The 21,050-nt window shown below is 67.1% G+C and carries 16 protein-coding genes; 6 read left to right on the forward strand and 10 right to left on the reverse strand.

Annotated elements, in window-relative coordinates; genetic code table 11:
• Positions 1-2: 2 nt before the first annotated feature.
• The 5 genes from ACREPD_RS00870 to ACREPD_RS00890 form a co-directional block, all read right to left on the reverse strand.
• A complete protein-coding gene (locus ACREPD_RS00870) occupies positions 3-308 on the reverse strand; it encodes a helix-hairpin-helix domain-containing protein (protein ID WP_421567679.1) in 306 nt (101 codons plus the stop codon).
• A 34-nt stretch (positions 309-342) separates the two neighbouring features.
• Complete coding sequence (locus ACREPD_RS00875) at positions 343-1,266, reverse strand: ParB/RepB/Spo0J family partition protein (protein WP_421567678.1); 924 nt, start codon at positions 1,264-1,266, stop codon at positions 343-345.
• Positions 1,266-2,063: a ParA family protein gene (locus ACREPD_RS00880; protein WP_313347682.1), complete on the reverse strand. Its 798-nt coding sequence runs from the start codon at positions 2,061-2,063 to the stop codon at positions 1,266-1,268. The genes ACREPD_RS00875 and ACREPD_RS00880 overlap by 1 nt, the downstream gene beginning before the upstream one ends.
• Before the next feature lie 121 nt (positions 2,064-2,184).
• Entirely contained in the window at positions 2,185-2,823 is a 639-nt protein-coding gene (rsmG, locus tag ACREPD_RS00885) for a 16S rRNA (guanine(527)-N(7))-methyltransferase RsmG (RefSeq protein ID WP_431597522.1), read from the reverse strand.
• Between the two features lie 51 nt (positions 2,824-2,874).
• Positions 2,875-3,474, reverse strand: coding sequence for a 4'-phosphopantetheinyl transferase family protein (locus ACREPD_RS00890; protein ID WP_431597523.1), 600 nt, complete (start codon positions 3,472-3,474; stop codon positions 2,875-2,877).
• Positions 3,475-3,567: 93 nt separating this feature from the next.
• Between ACREPD_RS00890 and ACREPD_RS00895 the strand changes: the two genes are divergently transcribed.
• Positions 3,568-3,819 carry a GlsB/YeaQ/YmgE family stress response membrane protein gene (locus tag ACREPD_RS00895; RefSeq protein WP_421567675.1) on the forward strand — a complete coding sequence of 84 codons (252 nt, stop codon included), beginning with the start codon at positions 3,568-3,570 and terminating at the stop codon, positions 3,817-3,819.
• A gap of 147 nt (positions 3,820-3,966) precedes the next feature.
• Here ACREPD_RS00895 and xth read toward each other — a convergent pair whose 3' ends face one another.
• The gene (xth, locus tag ACREPD_RS00900) at positions 3,967-4,734 is read right to left on the reverse strand and encodes an exodeoxyribonuclease III (RefSeq protein ID WP_431597524.1); all 768 of its coding nucleotides are present in this window, start codon (positions 4,732-4,734) and stop codon (positions 3,967-3,969) included.
• 299 nt (positions 4,735-5,033) lie between these two features.
• Here xth and ACREPD_RS00905 point away from each other — a divergent pair, with 299 nt between their 5' ends.
• Complete coding sequence (locus tag ACREPD_RS00905) at positions 5,034-9,629, forward strand: ESPR-type extended signal peptide-containing protein (RefSeq protein WP_431597525.1); 4,596 nt, start codon at positions 5,034-5,036, stop codon at positions 9,627-9,629.
• A gap of 110 nt (positions 9,630-9,739) precedes the next feature.
• Positions 9,740-10,900, forward strand: coding sequence for a Fic family protein (locus ACREPD_RS00910; protein WP_431597526.1), 1,161 nt, complete (start codon positions 9,740-9,742; stop codon positions 10,898-10,900).
• An 18-nt stretch (positions 10,901-10,918) separates the two neighbouring features.
• On the opposite strand, the gene ACREPD_RS00915 is transcribed toward ACREPD_RS00910, so the two are convergent.
• From ACREPD_RS00915 to ACREPD_RS00925, 3 genes are all read right to left on the reverse strand, one after another.
• Positions 10,919-12,334: a coniferyl aldehyde dehydrogenase gene (locus ACREPD_RS00915; RefSeq protein WP_431597527.1), complete on the reverse strand. Its 1,416-nt coding sequence runs from the start codon at positions 12,332-12,334 to the stop codon at positions 10,919-10,921.
• A 195-nt stretch (positions 12,335-12,529) separates the two neighbouring features.
• Positions 12,530-14,185 carry an MFS transporter gene (locus ACREPD_RS00920; RefSeq protein WP_431597528.1) on the reverse strand — a complete coding sequence of 552 codons (1,656 nt, stop codon included), beginning with the start codon at positions 14,183-14,185 and terminating at the stop codon, positions 12,530-12,532.
• 72 nt (positions 14,186-14,257) lie between these two features.
• Positions 14,258-15,685, reverse strand: a complete 1,428-nt coding sequence (locus ACREPD_RS00925; protein WP_431597529.1) for a DcaP family trimeric outer membrane transporter — start codon at positions 15,683-15,685, stop codon at positions 14,258-14,260.
• A gap of 325 nt (positions 15,686-16,010) precedes the next feature.
• Between ACREPD_RS00925 and acs the strand changes: the two genes are divergently transcribed.
• The 3 genes from acs (at position 16,011) to mntP (ending at position 19,734) form a co-directional block, all read left to right on the forward strand.
• Positions 16,011-17,954, forward strand: coding sequence for an acetate--CoA ligase (acs, locus tag ACREPD_RS00930; protein ID WP_431597530.1), 1,944 nt, complete (start codon positions 16,011-16,013; stop codon positions 17,952-17,954).
• Between the two features lie 125 nt (positions 17,955-18,079).
• Positions 18,080-18,745, forward strand: coding sequence for a response regulator transcription factor (locus ACREPD_RS00935; protein WP_421567668.1), 666 nt, complete (start codon positions 18,080-18,082; stop codon positions 18,743-18,745).
• Positions 18,746-19,158: 413 nt separating this feature from the next.
• Positions 19,159-19,734 carry a manganese efflux pump MntP gene (gene mntP / locus ACREPD_RS00940; RefSeq protein ID WP_431597531.1) on the forward strand — a complete coding sequence of 192 codons (576 nt, stop codon included), beginning with the start codon at positions 19,159-19,161 and terminating at the stop codon, positions 19,732-19,734.
• Positions 19,735-19,741: 7 nt separating this feature from the next.
• Here mntP and ACREPD_RS00945 read toward each other — a convergent pair whose 3' ends face one another.
• Positions 19,742-20,980 carry a hypothetical protein gene (locus ACREPD_RS00945; RefSeq protein WP_431597532.1) on the reverse strand — a complete coding sequence of 413 codons (1,239 nt, stop codon included), beginning with the start codon at positions 20,978-20,980 and terminating at the stop codon, positions 19,742-19,744.
• Between the last annotated feature and the right edge of the window lie 70 nt (positions 20,981-21,050).

Raw genomic sequence — 21,050 nt, forward strand, 5'->3', positions numbered from 1 at the left:
TGCTACAGGCTGAGCGGCGCGTCCTTGGCCAGCGTGGCCTTGCGTTCCTTGCTGAAATCCCACCACGGCCGCGGGGCCTCGCCCTGCATGAAACGCACGATCGACAGGAACACGTCGATGACGCACGGGTCGTGCAGCACCCCGGTACGCATGCACAGCTGCGCGTACATGTCGTAGGCATCACGACCGCGCACATGCGCGGGCACGCGGATGCCGATCAGACGCAGATCTTTCTCACAGGCCGGCCCGACATTCGGCAGGTCGGTCAGACGCAACAGATGGTTGCGGTCGACCTTGGTGGGGTTCATCAGGTGAGTGGATTCCTCTTGCGCAGTGGGGGACTCAGCCCTTCTGTACGCGGAGTCGTTCGAGCACGCCGTCCAGCGTGTCCAGGTCGGTGTAATGGATGATGAGCTTGCCCTTGCCGCCACGACCGTGGTTGATCGCCACGCGGGCGCCCAGCGATTCGGACAGCTCGGTTTCCAGCGAGGCGATATCGGCCTGGGGCGCGCTGGCGCTGGGCTTCTTGCGCAGCGAACCGGGCACCTTGCCGGCAGCGAACTGCTGCGCGCGGTGTTCCACTTCGCGGACCGACCAGCCCTGGTCCGCCGCTTCCTGCGCCAGCTTGCTGGCCAGTTCCGGGGCCAGGGTCAGCAGCGCGCGGGCGTGGCCCATTTCCAGGCGACGCGTTTCCAGCAGCAGGCGGATCGCCACCGGCAGTTCCAGCAGGCGCAGCAGGTTGGACACGGCCGCACGCGAGCGGCCCACGGCCTGCGCGGCCTCGGCATGGGTCAGGGCGAACTCGCTGATCAGGCGCTGCAGCGCCTCGGCTTCTTCCAGCGGGTTGAGGTCTTCGCGCTGGATGTTCTCGATCAGCGCCATCGCGATGACGGTGCGGTCTTCCAGCTCGCGCACCACCACCGGCACTTCGTCCAGGCCGGCCAGCTGCGAGGCGCGCCAGCGGCGTTCGCCGGCCACGATCTCGAAGCTGTCGGTGCCCAGCTGGCGGACCAGGATGGGCTGGATCACGCCCTGCGCCTTGATCGACTCGGCCAGCTCGGCGAGCTTGGTCTCGTCCATGTCGCGGCGGGGCTGGTACTTGCCCGGCTGCAGGTGCTGGACCGGCAGCTTGCGCAGTACTTCACCCGGCAGCGGTTCGACCACCGCGGCGGCCTGCACCTGTGTCACCGCTCCCTTCGGCCCCAGCAGGGCATCGAGGCCACGGCCAAGGCCGCGTTTCTTGCCGGGGGCGGGCTTGGTGCTCATCAGGCGGTCTCCATGGCCTTGTCGGCCGTCTTGCGTTGGTGGTGGCGGCGGATGATCTCGCCGGCCAGGCCGAGGTAGGCGACGCCGCCGCGCGAGGCGCGGTCGTAACCCACGATGCTCTGCCCATGGCTGGGCGCTTCGGCCAGGCGCACGTTGCGCGGCACGATGGTGCGGAACACGCGGTCGCCGAAGTGGTCGGTCAGTTCGGCCGACACGGCGTTGGCAAGGTTGTTGCGCACGTCGAACATGGTGCGCAGCACGCCCTCGATCTCCAGGCTGGGATTGAGGTTGGCGCGCAGCGCATCGATGGTTTCCACCAGCGCGCTCAGGCCTTCCAGCGCGTAGTACTCGCACTGCATGGGCACGATCACCGAATCGGCGGCGGCCAACGCGTTCAGGGTGAGCAGCGACAGCGCCGGCGGGCAGTCGATCAGGATGAAGTCGTATTCATCGCGGATCGGGGCCAGCGCGCGCTTGAGCCGCTGCTCGCGCTCGCCCTGGTCCATCAGCTGGATCTCGGCGGCGGTCAGGTCGATGTTGCCCGGCAGCAGGTCGAAGCCTTCCGGGGTGGTCACCCGTACCTCGACCGCGGTGCTCTCGCCGAGCAGCAGGTCGCAGGTGGAGGCGGCAACTTCGCGCTTGTCCACACCGCTGCCCATGGTCGCATTGCCCTGGGAATCGAGGTCGACAAGCAGCACGCGCTTGGGCGCAGCCGCCAGGGCAGCGGCCAGATTGACGGCCGTCGTGGTCTTGCCGACGCCACCTTTCTGGTTGGCGATGGCGATGATGCGAGCCATGCGGGTGAGCCTCATCGGCAGGGAGTGGGACTGGGCATTATGCGTATATGAGGCGTGTCATGCACTGTGAGATGCGCGGCGACGGATTGCCGCAGGCCTCCCCGGGCGGCTTGAAGGGCGCTCAGGGCCCCGCCACCACGACCAGGTGACGCTCACCGGTGAGCCCGGGAACGTGCAGCGGCAGGACCTGTTCGACCCGCCAGCCAGCCGGCAGCTGGGCAATCTCGTCATGCGGGTAGACGCCCTTCATGGCCAGCAGGCGGCCGCCCGGCCGCAGCAGATGGCCGCCGACGGCGATGATGCCGGCCAGGGTGTCCATGGCGCGCGCGGTCAGGTGGTCGTAGGCACCCGGTTCGGCCAAGGCCTCGGCCCGCGACTCGGCGACGCGGGCGTTGCCCAGCCCAAGCTGGCGCACGGCTTCGCGCATGAAGCGCGCCTTCTTGCCATTGCTCTCGACCAGCGTGACCTGCAGTTCCGGCCGGGCGATCGCCAGCGGAATGCCGGGCAGCCCCGGACCGGTTCCCAGGTCGGCCAGGCTGCCGCGCTCCAGGTGCGGCTGCATCGCCAGCGAATCCAGCAGGTGGCGGGTCACCATCTCCATCGGGTCGCGGATGGCGGTGAGGTTGTAGGTCCGGTTCCAGCGGTCCAGCAGGGTCAGGTAGGTCAGCAGGGGCGGCGCCAGGGCGGCGTCCAGGCCCATGGCCGCAAGGCCTTGCTCAAGCGATTCGGCCACGCCGGCCGGAAGTTTGTGTTCGGTCATGCGCCCATTATCGCAGGGTGGCGCCGCCACGACTGCGCAGATTCGGTGCGCTTACAGGGGGTGCCAGGCCAGCGCGGCGCGGAAATCGGCCGCCGCCTGCCATTCGTGCAGGTGCCAGCGCGGGGCCGGGCCCAGTTCGGGGTCGCACCAGGCCAGGTGCAGGGCGCCGTCGGGGTCAGGCGCCAGCTGCAGGCGATGCAGGCCGAAGGAGATGCCCTGCCCCTGCGCCTTGAGGATGGCTTCCTTGGCGCACCAGACGCGGAAGAACCAGTGGTTGCGGGCGGTCTCGTCCAGGCCGTGCAGCCAGCGAACTTCGTCGGGGTGGAAGAAGCGCTCGATGATTTCGACCATGCGCGGCCGCGGGCGCAGCGGCTCCAGGTCCACGCCCAGCCGGACCCCTTCGCCCAGGCCCACCAGCAACAGGCCGTGGCTGTGGCTCCAGCCGGTGCCGACATGGGCCAGCGGGCCATGCAGCTCCGGGCGGCCGCGCGGGTCGCGCCGCAGCGGCAGGGTGTCGGGGTGGCCGCCCAGCTGCTCGGCCAGCAGCACCCGTGCCTGCGGCTCGCCGCGGGTGCCGTGGACGTGCGGCAGCCGCCACACGCTGACCGGGCCGAACCGCCACGGACCGTCCGGGATTGCCGGCAGGCTCATGCGAACACCCTGACAAGACCACTGCACGACGACTTCACGGGGGCTGCCGTCAACTGGCGCGGTCGTATCCGCACACCACAGGGAATCACTACCATGGGCATCATCATCTGGTTGATCGTCGGCGGCATCGTGGGCTGGCTGGCCAGCATCATCATGCGGCGTGACGCGCAGCAGGGCATCATTCTGAACATCGTGGTCGGCATCATCGGCGCACTGCTGGCCGGCTGGCTGTTCGGCGGTGGCATCAACGAAGCGATCACCATCCGCACGTTCCTGTTCTCGTTGATCGGCGCGGTGATCCTGCTGGCCATCGTGAATCTCTTTACCCGCAAAAGCATCCGCTGAGGAATGCACCAACGCATTCGCGCTGGCGCGCCCACGGTTTGCGCTGCAAACCGTGGGTCCCTTCTCACCATCACCCACACCCCCGCCGCTCCGCGGCAGCCCCCTTACTAAGGGGGCATCGCACTTCGGTGTGGTTGTCCGGCGATCTCACCCCAGCTGTACCCACGCCGGGGCGTGGTCGCTGGGCCGGTCCCAGGTGCGCGGTTCGCGGTCGATGCCCGACGCCAGCGGGCGCGCTTTGAGCGCGTCGGACACCAGGGTCAGGTCGATGCGCAGGCCCAGGTTGCGGCGGAAACCGGCCGCGCGGTAATCCCACCAGCTGAAGATGCCCTCTTCCTCGCTGTGCAGGCGGAACGCGTCGTGCAGGCCCAACTGCAGCAGCTTGTTCAGCGCGCCGCGCTCGGCGGTCGAGGTCAGAATGTGGTTTTCATTCCAGACCAGCGGATCGTGCACGTCGCGCGCGTCCGGGGCGATGTTGAAGTCGCCCATCACCACCAGCTCGGGATACTTCGCCAGTTCCGACGCCACCCACTCGTGCACGGCGTCGAGCCAGCGCAGCTTGTAGGCGTATTTGTCGGTGCCCACGTCCTGGCCGTTGACCACATACAGGTTGATGATGCGCACGCCGTTGACGGTGCCGGCAATCACCCGCTTCTGTTCGTCCTCGAACCCGGGAATGCCGATCTGCACATCCTGGGCCGGCTCACGCGACAGCAGCGCCACGCCGTTGTAGGTCTTCTGCCCGGCGAACACGCTGCGGTAGCCCAGCCCGGCCAGCACCGCGTCAGGGAACTTGTGGTCCTCCATCTTGGTTTCCTGGATGCCGACCACGTCCGGCGCGAACGCCGTGAGCCACTGTTCCAGATGCGGCAGGCGCACGTTGAGGGAGTTGACGTTCCAGGAAGCGATTTTCATTATTTTTATAAACTATTGATTTAATTTGATATTCATTCGTGCGCGACGGCATTTTGGCCGCGCCCGCGCACTGCATCGGCGTGCACGTCTTCGCCCGGCAACCTTAACAAGGTTGGTGCGCGAAGCAAGCGCCAGGCTGCTGCGCCACGAAGATTTCCAAACGGTTCGTGGATGAATCCAGTCCATGCAAGTCCTTGTACGTAAATCAGATGTGTCTGATGCCCCGGCCGGGGGGATTTCAACAGAATGCGCCCTGCTCGATACCCCCATCGTTTGATCGCCGGCAGGGCGCACACATCATGAACAAGATATTCAGCAAGGTTTGGAACAGGAAACTCGGCCAACTGGTGGTTGCCTCCGAACTCGCGCGTTCGAGCGGCGGCAAGGTGGGCAATGCCGGCGCGAAAGCGGTGTCGCTGCTGGTGATTCTGGGCGGCAGCCTGCTGCTGTTGAGCTCTGCAGGCGCTGCGACGATTGCCACGCCGATCCAGGCGCAGAACGGCACGCAGACCGCCAACGCCAGCGCGACCGCGACCGACGCGACGGCCGCTGGCGCGGGCTCGAGCGCAACCACTGCCGGTGCAACGGCCTACGGTGCCGGCAGCACCGCCAACGGCGCCGCCAACACGGCGATCGGCTTCAACGCCCTCTCAACGGGCAGTGCGTGGGGTATCGGCAGCCTGGGTAACCGCCGCACCGATGGCTTGGGCGTGAACATCACCACGGGTATGGCCAGCGCTGCCAGCGTCGCCGTGGGTGCTGGCGCCAACTCCGGCGCCAACGCCGGCACCGCACTGGGCAGCTATTCGAGCGCCGCTGGCGTGGGATCGCTCGCCGTGGGCGCCTTCAGCAACGCGACCGGCCGCAACACCATCGCGCAGGGTTCGGCTGCGTATGCCGCTGGCCTGCAGTCGATGGCGATCGGCACGTTCTCTGCAGCGACCGTGGACCGTGCCATCGCGGTCGGTACCAATTCCACCGCATCTGGCGTGGACGCCAACGCCATCGGCACCTCGGCCACCGCCAGCGGCACCCGCGCGATCGCGCTGGGTTCGGCCAAGACCACGACGGTCAATGCCGATACGCAGCAGAACACCACCGACAACACCAACGCGTCCGGCACGGACACCATCGCCATCGGCACCAGCACGCAGGCGGTGAGCAGCAACGCCATCGCCATGGGCACGAGCAGCTATTCCGACGGCAACGCGTCCATCGCCATCGGCGCCTCCAGCGCAGCCACGAGCGCCGGCGCCTTGTCGCTGGGTCAGTCCAGCGTCGCCGACGGCATTCATGCGACCGCTTCGGGCGCACGCGCCACGGCAATGAACACCGGCGCGACTGCCTACGGCGCCGAAAGCCTCGCTTGGGGCAACAACAGCGTCGCAATCGGCTTCCAGAGCCGGGTGGGTACGGAAGCAGCGGGTGTGGCGACGTGGAACATCGCCGGCCGCGGCAATCGCCGCACCGATGGCCTGGGTGTGAACATCGTAGACGGTGTTACGCAGACCGCATCGAATGTGGCGCTGGGTGCCAATTCCAGCGTCACCGGTGCCGGTGGCACGGCGTTGGGCGGCTATGCCAGCGCATCGGCCATCGGCGGTGCGGCGCTGGGCGTGTACAGCACTGCGGCCGGTCGCAATGCCCTTGCTGCGGGCACCGCAGCCTATGCCGGCGGCACGCAGTCGCTGGCGATCGGCTCGTTCTCGGCGGCTACCGTGGAGCGCGCCAACGCAATCGGTGCCGCCTCCACCGCGAACGGCACCGACGCCAACGCCATCGGTACCTCGGCCACGGCCAGCGGCACCCGCGCGATCGCGCTGGGTTCGGCCCGCACCGCGACGCTCAATCTCGACGCCCAGCAGAACACCACCGACAACACCCAGGCCACGGGCACGGATTCGATCGCGATCGGCACCGACAGCCGTGCCACGGCGACCAATGCGATTTCGGTTGGCGGCAGCAGCTGGGCCTCGGCAGAGAATTCGGTGGCGCTGGGTGCCGGCTCCACCACCACCGCCGATCTGGCGGCGGCGGGCTACAACCCGGGCTCGAGCGCCTTGGCTGGCATGGCTTCGGTGGCGAACGGCGAAGTGTCGGTCGGCGCGGCGGGCGCGGAACGGCGCTTGACCAACGTTGCGGCGGGTTCGGCGGCGACGGACGCGGTGAATGTGAGCCAGTTGCAGTCCGAAGCCGCGAAGTCCGCGAACATCGGCACCAGCACGGCGGCGGCACTGGGCGGTGGCGCGAGCTACGGCGCGGACGGCACGCTCGGCGCACCGAGCTATTCGGTCGGCGGAACGACGTACAACAACGTCGGTTCGGCGATCACCGGCCTGGATGGCCGCGCCACGACCAACGCCACCAACATCACCACCAACACCGGCGACATCAACAACCTGAAGACCGGCAAGGCCGGCCTGGTGCAGCAGTCTGCGGCAGGTGCGAGCCTGACGGTCGGCAAGGATACCGATGGGGCCGCCGTAAGCGTGGCGGGCACGGCGGGTAGCCGCACGGTGACCGGCGTGACCGCAGGTTCGCTGTCCGCGCTCAGCACCGACGCGGTGAATGGTTCGCAGCTGTTCGCGACCAATGCCCGCCTGGGTACGGCTGAAAACAGTATCAGCACCTTGCAGACGACCGTGGCAGGGAACACCACCAGCATCAATACCCTGCAGACGACCGTGGAAGGCCATACCACCAGCATCACCAACCTGACGCAGAGCCTTGCTGATGGCGACGTGGGCCTGGTGAAACAGGACGCGACCAGCAAGCGGATCACGGTGGCCTCCGACAAGGACGGCACGGTGGTGGACTTCACCGGCAACGAAGGCGCACGTGTGCTGGAAGGCGTGGCCGCCGGCGCGGTCAACGCGTCCAGCCTGCAGGCAGTCAACGGTGCCCAGCTGCATGGCTTGAGCCAGTCGGTGGCGACCAGCCTGGGCGGCGGTTCGGTGGTGAACACCGACGGCACGATCAGCACGCCGGTCTACACCCTGACCGGTGCCGATGGCAACGCCACGACGGCATCCGGCGTCGGCAATGCGATCAGCCAGCTGGATACCCGCGTGGCGGGCAACACCACCAACCTCAGCACGCTGCAGACCACCGTGGAAGGAAATTCCACCAGCATCGGCAGCCTGCAGACGACCGTGGCAGGTAACACCACCAACATCGGTGCTCTGCAGACGACCGTGGAAGGCAATACCACGACGATCAACAGCCATACCACGGCCATCACCAATCTCGACAACCGCGTCACTACCGTGGAAACGGCGATCACCAACAGCCTCGACAACGGCGACGTCGGCCTGGTGCGCCAGGATGCGACCAGCAAGCTGATCACGGTGGCCCAGGCCAAGGCCGGTACCACGGTGGACTTCACCGGCAGCGAAGGCGTGCGCACCCTGACCGGCGTGAAGGCAGGCGGTGCAGATGCAGACGCGGTGAACGTCGCGCAGCTCAAGGGCGTCGTGGCCGGCCTGGGCGGCGATGCCTCGGTCAATGCCGATGGCAGCATCACCGGCCCGAGCTATCGGGTGGACAAGGATGCTGATGGTACCGGCGGCACCACCGTGCACAACGTAGGGGACGCCATCACCAACATCGATGCGCGCACCACCACCAACACCACGGCCATCACCAACCTCAGCGAGAGCCTGGCCAACGGCGAGATCGGGCTGGTGCAGCAGGATGAAGACAGCCGCGTGATTACCGTTGCCAAGGGCAAGGACGGCGCGACGGTGAACTTCAACGGCTCCGCCGGTGCGCGGGTGCTGGAAGGCGTGGCGGTCGGCGCGGTCAACGCGTCCAGCCTGCAGGCGATCAACGGTTCGCAGCTGTATGGCGTGAGCCAGTCCATCGCAAACAATTTGGGCGGTGGTTCGGTGGTGAACACCAATGGCACGATCTCGGCGCCCAGCTATTCCGTGGGCGGTACGACGGTGAACACTGTCGGCGATGCCATCGGCAATCTGGACGGCCGCACCAGCCAGAACAGCAGCGACATCGCCAGCCTGAAGAACGGCGTGGATGGCATGGGCGGGAATCTGGCCAACATCACGAACCAGATCACCAACGTCAGCAACGATGTCGGCAACCTGGATCACCGTGTCACGCACCTGGAGAGCGCCATCACCAGCGGCGGCTTCAGCGACAGCGGCCTGGTCAGCGCCAATGTCGACGATGGCGCCCGGAAGGTGGCCTCAACGGCGGGTAGCGATGCGCTCGCGGTGGGCAACGCCTCGGCGGCTTCGGGCGAGAACAGCACCGCGCTGGGCAACAACAGCAAGGCGGTCGGCAACAACGCGGTGGCACTGGGCAATGGATCGGTGGCCGATCGGGACAACGCGGTGTCGGTGGGCTCGCAGGGCAACGAGCGCCAGGTGGCCAACGTTGCCGCCGGTACGCAGGACACCGACGCGGTGAACATGGCGCAGCTGAAGCAGTCGGTGCGTTATGACCAGAATGCCGATGGCAGCACCAACTACAACCAGGTCACGTTGGGCCAGGGCACGCCGGTGACCATGAGCAATGTGGCCAGCGGCCGCGTCGCCGCCGGCAGCACCGACGCGATCAACGGCAGCCAGATGTACGACTGGACGATGAACCGCGAAAACAAGTTCAGCAACGCCAGCCTCTCGCATCGCATGGACGGCATGGAGCGCAGCATGCAGGCCGGTGTTGCCACCGCGCTGGCCGCGCGCCAGGCGCCGTATGTGCCGGGCAAAACCACCTACGCGGTTGGCGCGGCAGGCTACAAGACGCAGGGCGCGGTGGGCATCAGCACCCGCTACACCGCCGGAACCGGCCGTTGGAGCCTGGAAGGCGGCTTCTCCAAGAGTGGCGACGGCACGGGCGTGTACATGGGCGTGAGCGGCGTACTGGGCGACTGACCGCCCGGAGTGGGCCGCGCTGGCGCATGAGCCGATTAGGGGTCATAATCGGCTCATCAAATGAGCCGATTAGCGGGCTTATTCGGCTCATCCCTGCTCGAGGCAAGCCCATGACTGCCCCCCGCTGGATCTGGCAACACCCCGATTGGCCACACTTCCGCTGGCAGAGCGACGCCGTGGCCCAGCCGCTGCGCGACTGTCAGCAGGCGTACGGACAGCTGCTGGGCATGGCCGGTGCCGTGGCCGGCGACCTGCAGGCCGAGGACGCGCTCGATACGCTACTGTCCAACATTGTCACGTCTTCGGCGATCGAGGGCGAGCAGCTGGATGTGGGTTCCGTGCGATCTTCCCTGGCACGCCATCTCGGCATGGCCGATGACGCGCCCCGGCGCCCGACGCCACGCAGCGAGGGACTGGCCGATCTGATGGTCGACGCCACAGGGCAGGCCGATGCCGCGTTGGATCTGCCGCGGCTGCTGCAGTGGCACCGATGGCTGTTTGCCGCCCACGACACAGTGCTTCCACTCCGCATCCGCGTCGGCGCGCTGCGCGGGGAAGAACCGATGCAGGTGGTCTCCGGCCGCCTCGATCGTCCGAACGTTCACTTCGAGGCACCTCCCCGCGAACGACTGGAAGCGCAACTCGATGCGTTCCTTGCCTGGTTCGCCAGCTCACGCCAGGACGTCACACTGGACCCGCTGCTGCGTGCCGGCATCGCGCATTTCTGGTTCGTTACCCTGCACCCGTTCGACGATGGCAACGGCCGCCTGACCCGCGCACTGACCGACCTTGCCTTGGCCCAGGCACAACCGCAGGCGATCCGTTTCCACGCCATGTCCGCCAGCATCCTGGCGGACCGCGCCGGCTACTACCGGATCCTGGAAGCCAGCCAGAAGGACGGGCTCGATATCACGGCGTGGCTGCTGTGGTTTCTGCGTACCCTGCACGACAGCCTGCTCCAGGCACTGCACCGCATCGACCGCGTGCTGGCCAAGGCACGCTTCTGGCAGCTGCATCGCGATCAGTCGCTGTCGCCGGAGCAGACCAAAGTGCTCAATCGCCTGTTGGATGGCGGCGAGCGCGGCTTCAGGGACGGAATCAATGCAGCGCAGTACCAGGCTGTCGCCAAGGTTTCCAAAGCGACGGCTACCCGCCATCTGGCCGACCTGCTGGAGAAAGGCTGCCTGCGTCGCCTTCCTGGTGGCGGCCGAAGTACCCGCTATGAAATCAACATGCCGGCCTCGGACATTCCGCTGCCGGCGTTACCGTAACCCGCCACTGATATCGCTTCACCGAATCATCGCCTTCAACAGGCCGGCGATTTTTGAGTACGGCGGCTTGAGCAGGTCGCTGGCCGCCCAGCGTGACTGCCAGAGGATCGGCAGCTGTTTGCTCATGGCGTCGAACCCGGCGCGGCCGTGGTACGCACCCATGCCGCTGGGGCCGACGCCGCCAAATGGCAGGCCGTTGATGGCGAAGTGCAGCAGGGTGTCGTTGACGGTGACGCCACCGGCCACGATGGTGCCGAGGACGCGTTCCACGACGTCGCGCTGCTGGCTGAAGACGTACAGCGCCAGCGGGCGGTCGCGTCCCTGCACCGCTTGCAGTGCGCCCTCCAGATCGGGGTAGGCGCAGACCGGCAGGATTGGCCCGAAGATTTCTTCCTGCATCAGGTCAAGGTCGGCCGGGGGGTCGAGCACGATGGTCGGCACGATCAGCCGCTCGCGGCGCGCGCGCTCGGGATCGATGCTGGCCAGTTCGATCACCGGCACGCCGCGTTCGCGCGCCTGAGTGAGGTAGCCGATCAGGCGCTGGTACTGGCCCTCGTGGATGATGCGGGTGTAATCGTCGGCGGTGCTGAAATCGCCGTAGCGCTCGCGCACCTGGGTCTGCAGCTGCTGTACCAGCTCGCGCTGGCGGCGCCCGTCGATGAGCACGTAGTCGGGCGCGATGCAGGTCTGCCCGGCGTTGAACCACTTGCCGGTGGCCAGCCGCGCGGCGGCCTTGTCCAACGGGTAGTCGCTGCAGACGATGGCCGGCGACTTGCCCCCCAGTTCCAGCGTGAGCGGGGTCAGGTGCTGGGCGGCGGCAGCCATCACCTTGCGGCCGGTCGCGGTGGAGCCGGTGAACACCAGGTGGTCCAGCGGCGAGCCGGACAGCGCGCTGGCCAGTTCGCCATCGCCCTGCACCACCGCCACCCGGTCGGCCGGGAACACCTCGCCCAGCAGGTCGTGCAGGAAGGCGCTGGTGCGCGGGGTGTGTTCGGACGGCTTGAGGATGACGTGGTTGCCGGCCGCGATCGCGGTCGCAAGCGGAATCAGCGCCAGGTTGACCGGGTAGTTCCACGGCGAGATCACCCCGACTACGCCCAGTGGCACCGGCCGGGTCTGCGCCCGTGCCGGCCAGAACCGCCAGCCCACCGACACCCGGCGGGGGCGCATCCAGCCGCGCAACTGGCCCAGCAGGTGGTCGATCTCGTTGAGCACGGTCATGCCGTCGGCGATCAGCGACTCATAGATAGCGCGGTGGCCGAAATCGGCGGCGATGGCCTCGGCCATCTGCGGCAGGCGCGGCTTGAGTGCGGCACGCAGGCGCTGCAGGTCGCTGCGGCGCTGCTCCAGCGACGGCCGGTTGGCCTGCCAGGCAGTGCGCAGGGTGTGCAGGATCGCGGGGAGTGCGGCGGGATCGGTGTGGGGATCGCTCATGGCGCGACTATAGCCGCAGGCCACGTGACGCTGGGGGCACGGCGCGTCCTCCGTTCGCGGGTCATGCCGCCATCGCGCGTTGCGAGGGTATCGGCAGTCGATTGGGATGCGACCCTACCCGGGACAGCTTCCCTGGCGCTGGAATGAAAAGGGCCGTGGCAATGCCACGGCCCTTCGGGTTCACGCCATCACCGGTTACTTGGTGATGTCCACACCCTTGGTTTCATGCAGGAACAGGCCGCCGACCACGACCGTCATCAGCGCGATGATGATCGGGTACCACAGGCCGTAGTACAGGTTGCCGGTGCCGGCCACCAGCGCGAACGAAATCGCCGGCAGGAAGCCACCGAACCAGCCGTTGCCGATGTGGTACGGCAACGACATCGAGGTGTAGCGGATGCGGGTCGGGAACAGCTCGACCAGGTAGGCGGCGATCGGGCCGTACACCATGGTCACGTACAGCACCAGGATCCACAGCATCGCAATGGTGCCGATGATGTTGATGCGGGCGTTGTCGGCCTTGGCCGGGTACCCGGCGCTGGTCAGTGCGGTCTTCAGCTCAGCACCGAACGCGTCGGCCTTGGCCTTGCCTTCTTCCTTGGTCAGGCCGGCGGCCTCGTACGAGGCAACGTTGGCCGAACCCACGTTGACGACCGCCAGCGAACCGGCCGGTGCCGGCTTCACGTCATACGGCACGCCCGCCTTGGTCAGCGCGGCGGTGGCCACGTCGCACGAGCTGGTGAACTTGCGCAGACCCACCGGATCGAACTGGAACGAGCAGGTGTTCGGATCGGCATTGACCAACGCCGGCGAGCTGCTGCGGGCCTCTTCGATGGCCGGGTTGGCGAAGTGGGTCAGGCCCTTGAACACCGGGATGTAGGTCACTGCCGCCAGCAGGCAGCCGGCCAGGATGATCTTCTTGCGACCGATGCGGTCGGACAGCCAGCCGAAGAAGATGAAGAACGGCGTACCCAGGGCCAGTGCACCGGCGATGAGCAGGTAGGAGGTGGTGGCGTCGACCTTGAGCATGCTGCTCAGGAAGAACAGCGCATAGAACTGGCCGCCGTACCACACCACGGCCTGGCCGGCCGCGGCGCCGAGCAGGACCAGCAGCATCAGCTTCAGGTTGCCGTCCTTGAGGCTGTCACGGAACGGGGTCTTGGAGCCCTTGCCTTCGGCCTTCATCTGCTGGAACAGCGGCGACTCGCTCAGCTGCAGGCGGATCCACACCGAGATGCCGAGCAGGACGATGGACACCAGGAACGGAATGCGCCAGCCCCAGGCTTCGAACGCCTCGTTGCCCAAGAAGTAGCGGCAGGCGAGGATGATCAGCAGCGACATGAACAGGCCCAGCGTGGCCGTGCACTGGATGAAGCTGGTGTACAGGCCGCGCTTGTCGGCCGGTGCATGTTCGGCAACGTACGTCGCAGCGCCACCGTATTCACCGCCCATGGCCAGGCCCTGGGCCAGGCGCAGGACGATCAGGATCACCGGGGCGGCGAAACCGATCGACGCGTAGTTGGGCAGCACGCCGACCAGGAAGGTCGAGATGCCCATGATCAGGATCGTGACCAGGAAGGTGTACTTGCGGCCAATACGGTCGCCGAGGCTGCCGAAGAAGGCCGCGCCGAACGGGCGCACGAAGAAGCCGGCTGCGAACGCCAGCAGGGCGAAGATCATGCCCGTGGTTTCATTGACCCCGCTGAAGAACTGCTTGGCGATGATGGCCGCGAGCGAGCCATACAGGAAGAAGTCATACCACTCGAAGACGGTACCCAGGCTGGACGCGAAGATGACCTTCTTGTGCCCCTGGGTGAGTTCTGCTTTTGCAGGTACAGGTGTTGTTGACATGGGACGCTTCCCCTCCGAAGCAATCATTGGTGACGCAATCTGGTAGGTGCCGACCGTTGGTCGGCACTCCGGTTAGAAGCTGTATTTCGTGGTGAACTGCACGCGGTTGATGTCGCCCTTGCGGCCGTCCTCGATCTCGCGCACGCCGTACATGTACTCCGCGCCGATATCGACCTTGGGCATCGGCGTGTAGAAGATGTTGCCGCGGATGCTCTGCACGCTCTTGGTCACCAGCGGCCCGAGCACGCTGTCGTTGTCGTAGTCGCTGCGCGCGTAGATCAGGTTGGTGCGCAGCTTCGGGCTGAAGGCGTGGCGCCAGCCGACATAGCCGGCCAGCACGCCGGTCGGGTTGAGTTCGTCGCGGGCCACGTCGTAGGCTGTATCTGCGGTGACGCCCAGACCCACGTAACGCGCGATGCCTTCACCACCGCTGATCTGGTAGTGCAGCTGGTCGCTGCTGCCCATCACCCACTTGCCGCCGAGGGTGAGGCCGCCGCCGATCTTGTCCGCATCGGCACCGGTGGTCTGGTTGTCGACCTTGAGCTGGCGCACGATACCGCCGACGCCGAAGGTGCCCCAGTCGCCCTTCCAGCCGTAACGCAGGGTCAGGTCAGGCAGCGAGCCGCGGTCGCTGTTGCTGGCCACGTTGGTCCACGCCCCGGTGACCGGGTTGCGGGTGCCAGTGAGCACGGTGGTTTCCGGGTTTTCCAGCGCGACGCTGAAGCCGCCCTGGGTGTATCGGACCTGCGCCTGGCGGACGAACAGCACGCCGTCGGTGGGACCGACGAAGTCGACCGCCTCCGGCAGCGACGCGGCGTCCATGAAGTTCGACCAGGTCTGGCCGGCCATCCAGTTGTTCCAGTACATGTACGCGTGGCGCAGGGTGACGCCATAGGTGTTGGTGGCGGTCTGGTTGCCCAGCGAGTTGCCGAAGAAGTCCATCTCGAAGAACGCACCGGACTTGTTGCCCTTGTCCGACACGTTGTCGATGCCCAGGTTGAAGCGCGAGAACTTGGCGTGGGCATTGAAGTCCACATCAGAACGCTCGCCGCTGCCGCCGGCACCGGCCACTGGGGTCTGGCCCGGCAGGTACAGCGCGCGGCCGGTGGCGTCGTCGGCCAGCTGGCCATCGCCGGTCTGGGTAAGCAGGAAGTCGGCCTTGATGAAGCCACCGATCTTGACCGTCGTGCCCGGCGCGGCGCCCGGGGTGATGGTGGTGACCTGGATCGGCTGCTTGCCGGCCGGCACGGCGGCGAGGGCAGGCTGCTGCGCCTGCACCGTCTTCACCGCGGTCACGTCGGTCTGCGCCTGGCTGATCTGGCTCTGTTGCTGTTGCGTGGTGGACAACAGCAGCTGGACCTGGCGCTCCAGTTCGGCGACGCGGGCTTCCAGCTGCTTCTCTTTGGCGGTGTCTGCAAACGCCATGCCTGGCGCCACCAGCGCGACCAACAGGCAGGTCGCCAACGGCTTGCGCATGGTCTTCAACATACGGGTACTCATGTTGCCCTCTCTCCCGGGTGGCAAAGTGATCGCCGCGTGTGGGGTCACGGTCGAGCCGAGCGTGCGGCAGGCTGACGCACCCCGCTATTGGCCATTGGTAGTAGCCGCACCGCCGGCGCGGGTACCTGAACGCCGCAGGCGGGCAGCAGGTGCCGAAGGCAACTGAGTGGGTACCGACTGTTAGTCGTACGCAAACTGCGGCCGGTACGACCATGGTCTAACCATCCCGATACCGCGCGACCCGGTGGATGCGGCAAACTGAGGGGGATGAATCGCGGGTTATGCTGCGATCGCACAACCCAGTCCTAGTGCAAGTGAGGGTGCCATGGCCGATCTTTACCCCGTCAAGGCGGACGTTGCCGCCAAGGCGCGCATTGACAAGAACACTTACCAGCAGCTCTACCGCGAATCGGTGGACAACCCCGACGCGTTCTGGGGCAAGGCCGCCGAGCGGCTGGACTGGTACAAGAAGCCGTCCACGATCCGCAACGTCAGCTACCAGCTCGACGATTTCCGCATCAAGTGGTTCGAGGACGGCGAACTCAACGCCAGCGTGAACTGCCTGGACCGCCAGCTCGAGAAGCGCGGCGACAAGGTCGCCCTGCTGTTCGAACCGGACAGCCCGGACGCGCCCGCGCAGGGCGTCACCTACCGCGAGCTGTATGAGCGCACCTGCCGGCTCGGCAACGCGCTGCGCAACCTGGGCGTCAAGAAGGGCGACCGGGTCACCATCTATCTGCCGATGATTGTCGATGCCGCCGTGGCCATGCTGGCCTGCGCGCGCATCGGTGCGATCCACTCGGTGGTGTTCGGTGGCTTCGCGCCGAACTCGATTGCCGACCGCGTGATCGACTGCGGCAGCAAGCTGATCATCACCGCCGACGAAGGCCTGCGCGGTGGCCGCAAGATTCCGCTGAAGGCCAATGTGGACGCCGCGCTGAAGCTGCCCGGCACCACCACGGTGGAAACCGTGCTGGTGGTGCGCCACACCGGCGGCGCGGTGGACATGCAGGCCCCGCGCGACCGCTGGTTCCATGACGTGGTGGACCCGCAGCCGGCGCAGTGCGAGCCGGAGCGGATGAACGCCGAGGATCCGCTGTTCATCCTCTACACCTCCGGTTCCACCGGCAAGCCGAAGGGTGTGCTGCATACCACCGGCGGCTACCTGCTGTATGCGGCCTACACCCATGAAGCAGTGTTCGACCTGCGCGAGGACGACATCTACTGGTGCACTGCCGACGTCGGCTGGGTCACCGGCCACAGCTACATCGTGTACGGCCCGCTGGCCAACGGTGCCACCTCGCTGATGTTCGAGGGCGTGCCGAGCTTCCCGAACACCTCGCGGTTCTGGGAGGTGATCGACAAGCACCAGGTGAGCGTCTTCTACACCGCACCCACCGCGATCCGCGCGCTGATGCGCGAGGGCGAAGCGCCGGTCAAGCGCACCTCGCGGGCGTCGCTGCGCCTGCTCGGCAGCGTCGGCGAGCCGATCAATCCGGAAGCCTGGCGCTGGTATTACGACGTGGTCGGCGACGGCCGCTGCCCCATCGTGGACACCTGGTGGCAGACCGAGACCGGCGGCATTCTCATTTCGCCGCTGCCCGGTGCCACCGATCTCAAGCCCGGTTCGGCCACCCTGCCCTTCTTCGGCGTGCAGCCGGCGCTGGTCAATGCCGACGGCGAGATCAAGGACGGTGCCACCGAAGGCAACCTGATCATCCGCGATTCGTGGCCGGGCCAGATGCGCACCGTCTACGGCGACCACCAGCGCTTCATCGACACCTACTTCCGCACCTACCCGGGCAGCTACTTCACCGGTGACGGCTGCCGTCGCGACGAGGATGGCTATTACTGGATCACCGGCCGCGTCGACGACGTGATCAATGTGTCCGGCCACCGCATCGGTACGGCGGAAGTGGAAAGCGCGCTGGTCTCGCACCCGAAGGTGGCCGAAGCGGCCGTCGTCGGCTTCCCGCACGACATCAAGGGCCAGGGCATCTACGCCTATGTGACCCTGGTGGCAGACGAGACGCCGAGCGACGAACTGCAGAAGGAACTGGTGGCGTGGGTGCGCAAGGAAATCGGCCCCATCGCCTCGCCGGACCACCTGCAGTGGGCGCCGGGCCTGCCGAAGACGCGCTCGGGCAAGATCATGCGCCGCATCCTGCGCAAGATCGCCGAGAACGCGGCCGACCAGCTGGGCGACACCTCGACCCTGGCCGATCCGTCGGTGGTGGCGTCGCTGGTGGAAGAGCGTAAAGTCAAATAGTTCGCCGGGACGGCGCAGGAATGCGCCTCGTGGCCGCCAGCGTGGGAGGGCGTTGGCGGCCATCGGATTCCATTCCTGCGCAATGACTGCGGTGCCCGATGATCCCTTCTACCCCCACGACTCCGATGCCTACCCTGCTGATTGCCGATGACCATCCCCTGTTCCGCGAAGCACTACGCGGCGCGGTACAGCGGGTGATGCCTGGCGTGCTGCTGTTCGAGGCCGACAGCGTGGAAGCGCTGTACCAGCTGGCCGACCAGCATGCTGACGCCGACCTGGTCCTGATGGACCTCAACATGCCGGGCGCGCAGGGCTTCAACGCGCTGGTGCACATGCGTGCCCTACACCCTCAGCTGCCGGTGGTGGTGGTGTCCGCGCGCGAAGAACCCACCGTCATGCGGCGTGCGCTGGACCACGGCGCGTTCGGGTTCATTCCCAAGTCGGCCGACTCGGACACCATCGGCCATGCGCTGGCGACGATCCTGGACGGCGAGACCTGGGCCCCGCCGGAGGCGCACAACGTGCCGCCCACCGGCCGCGAGGAGCGCGAGGTGGGTCAGCGCCTGCGCGAGCTCACCCCGCAGCAGTTCCGCGTGCTGCAGATGCTCGGTGCCGGGCGGCTCAACAAGCAGATCGCGTATGACCTCAATGTGTCCGAGGCGACGATCAAGGCCCACGTGACCGCGATCCTGCGCAAGCTGGGCGTGACCAACCGGACGCAGGCGGTGCTGATGGCGGGCAAGCTGACGCTGGATGACGAGCCGCTGGTGTTGCCGCCGGAAGAAGACTAGCTGCCGGGCAGAGCCCGGCGCTACGGCGTAGAGCGGGGCTCTGCCCCGCTGCGCGTACCGACGTAGAGCGGGGCTCTGCCCCGCTGCATTGAAACGCTGCCGGGCAGAGCCCGGCGCTACCCGCGCAGGGCATAACGCCGTTGGCGTTATAGCCTGCGCTATACATCCCAGCATTCCCTGCGCAATTCGCTGATTTTGGCGGTAAACCGCATCGCCGGTGCTAAGCTTCGCGTCCCCTTGGGGAGTAGCCTGTTTCCTGCTGAAGGGAAACGCCCGTATCAACATACTCGGCCAGTGCGCCGTGGTGCGGGCAGCCATGATGGTTGGCGAGACCAGCGGTCCGCGTGCGCAACGACAGGTTGGGCGCGAGCGCGGTCCGTTGTCCGACATCGCCCAACCTGCCGTGCCTATCCATGTCCCCCATTTCGATGCTCCTCATCGGCTTTGCCATGTCCACCGATGCCTTCGCTGCGGCGATCGGCAAAGGCGCCGCCATGCGCAAACCCCGTTTCGTCGACGCCCTGCGTGCAGGCCTTATCTTTGGCGTCATCGAGGCGCTCACACCGGTCATCGGCTGGTTGCTCGGCCGCGCGGCCTCCTCCTACGTGGAGGCCTTCGACCACTGGATCGCGTTCGGCCTGCTCGGCGCGCTTGGCGTGCACATGATCATCAACGGCGTGCGCCCCGATGAGGGCGGCGAGGCGGAAGACGCCGACAAGCACCACGGCTTCTGGCGGTTGGCCGTCACCGGCTTTGCCACCAGCATCGATGCGATGGCGGTCGGCATCGGCCTGGCCTTCCTCGACGTGAATATCGGCGTGATGGCGCTGGTGATCGGCCTGTGCACCCTGGTCATGGTCACCGCCGGCATCATGCTGGGCCGGGTGATCGGTGGCATGGTCGGCAAGCGTGCCGAGATCGTGGGTGGCGTCATCCTGATCATCATCGGTGCGACCATCCTGTTCGAGCACCTGCACGGCGCGGCGTAAGCGCCGCTCAGGGCTCCCACCAGCGCGTCCTGCTGCCACCGCGGCGGGGCTCGTGGTAGTCCACGATACCGACCAGCTCATGTCCTGCCGGCGTGCGTCGGTGCAGCAGACGCCAGAGGTTGCGGCCGTTCAGACCCTCGAGCTGGATATCGCTCGCGCTGTAATGCACGCCATGCAGCGTCACCGGCTTGCCGCACACGCGGCCGGCCTGCAGGTCCTCGGTGATCGCGGCAAGCTTGGTCAGCGTGCGCCCGGACACGGGCAGCTGGCCGATCTGGTCGGTGAGGATCTGTCCCCACACGATGCTGCGTGGCGCCGGCGGCGTTGGCGGTGCGGCACCGGGCCCGGCAGCTGCGCGGGTGGCCGCCGGGATGGCGCCGTGCAGGCGGGGAAAGCGTCGGCGCGGCTGCGTCGCCGCTGCCGGCACGTCGGGGGCCGGCGAATGGGCCGCGTGGCGTGCAGGCGAAGCCACGGCGGGGATGTATTCCACGTCATCGCGCTCCATCTGAAACGAGGTGGCCCCGTGCACATGCTCGTTCACCAGGTCCGCACGGATGAACGGACAGCGCAGGTTGCGCAGCACGGCACTGGGCGACGCGCCCTTGCGATTCAGCGCCGCGCGGATGGGCTCCTGGTCCTGCGCATGCGCGGCCACCAGGTAGCACTCCTGCGTACTGCCACGGCTGACCACCAGAATACCGCGGTCGCTACAGTGCAACAGGAAGAAGTGGCGCAGCACCTGCTCCATCAGTGGCGCGACCTTGAGCCCCTGCTCGTCGCAGTGCTGTTGGAAACGAACGCACATGGCACGCACATCGCGCTCCACGCGATCGGACAAACGTTTTACTGCCGCTACGTCATGCAGGCAGGTATCTGCCATCTTCAGCAGCTCGTGCGCGGCGGGGTAATCCTTCAGGGCGTCGACGCGCGCCTGATGCATCTGCAGCGATTGTTCGGACTGCACGAACCCGCGCAGCGCACACAGCCAGCCGGTGCCCAGCAGTGCACCCACGCCGGTGCCCGGCAGCAGGTTGCCGATGCCCTGGAACGCCAGCGCCAGCGCGGCGCCCACGCCCGCACCCAGCCCAGCGGCGACCGGCACGGCCAGCGCGGAATGCGGCGTTACATTCAGCACCGAGCGCAGCCAGGGTGCGGCGGGGGAGGCAGCCGCCGCAGCGGGCAGCGCCGACGCCATCGAGGGGGGCGCAGCCGGTGCAGCGGAGGCAAAGGCGGGAATGTTGGGCATGACCGATGCGGCTCAAAGCGCGTCGCGCGTGGCCGGCAGCATACGCAGCGCCTGGTCGCCGTTTCGGATG

Origin of the sequence: Stenotrophomonas sp., from assembly GCF_050737075.1 — a bacterium.
In the GTDB taxonomy this organism is placed as follows: Bacteria; Pseudomonadota; Gammaproteobacteria; order Xanthomonadales; family Xanthomonadaceae; genus Stenotrophomonas.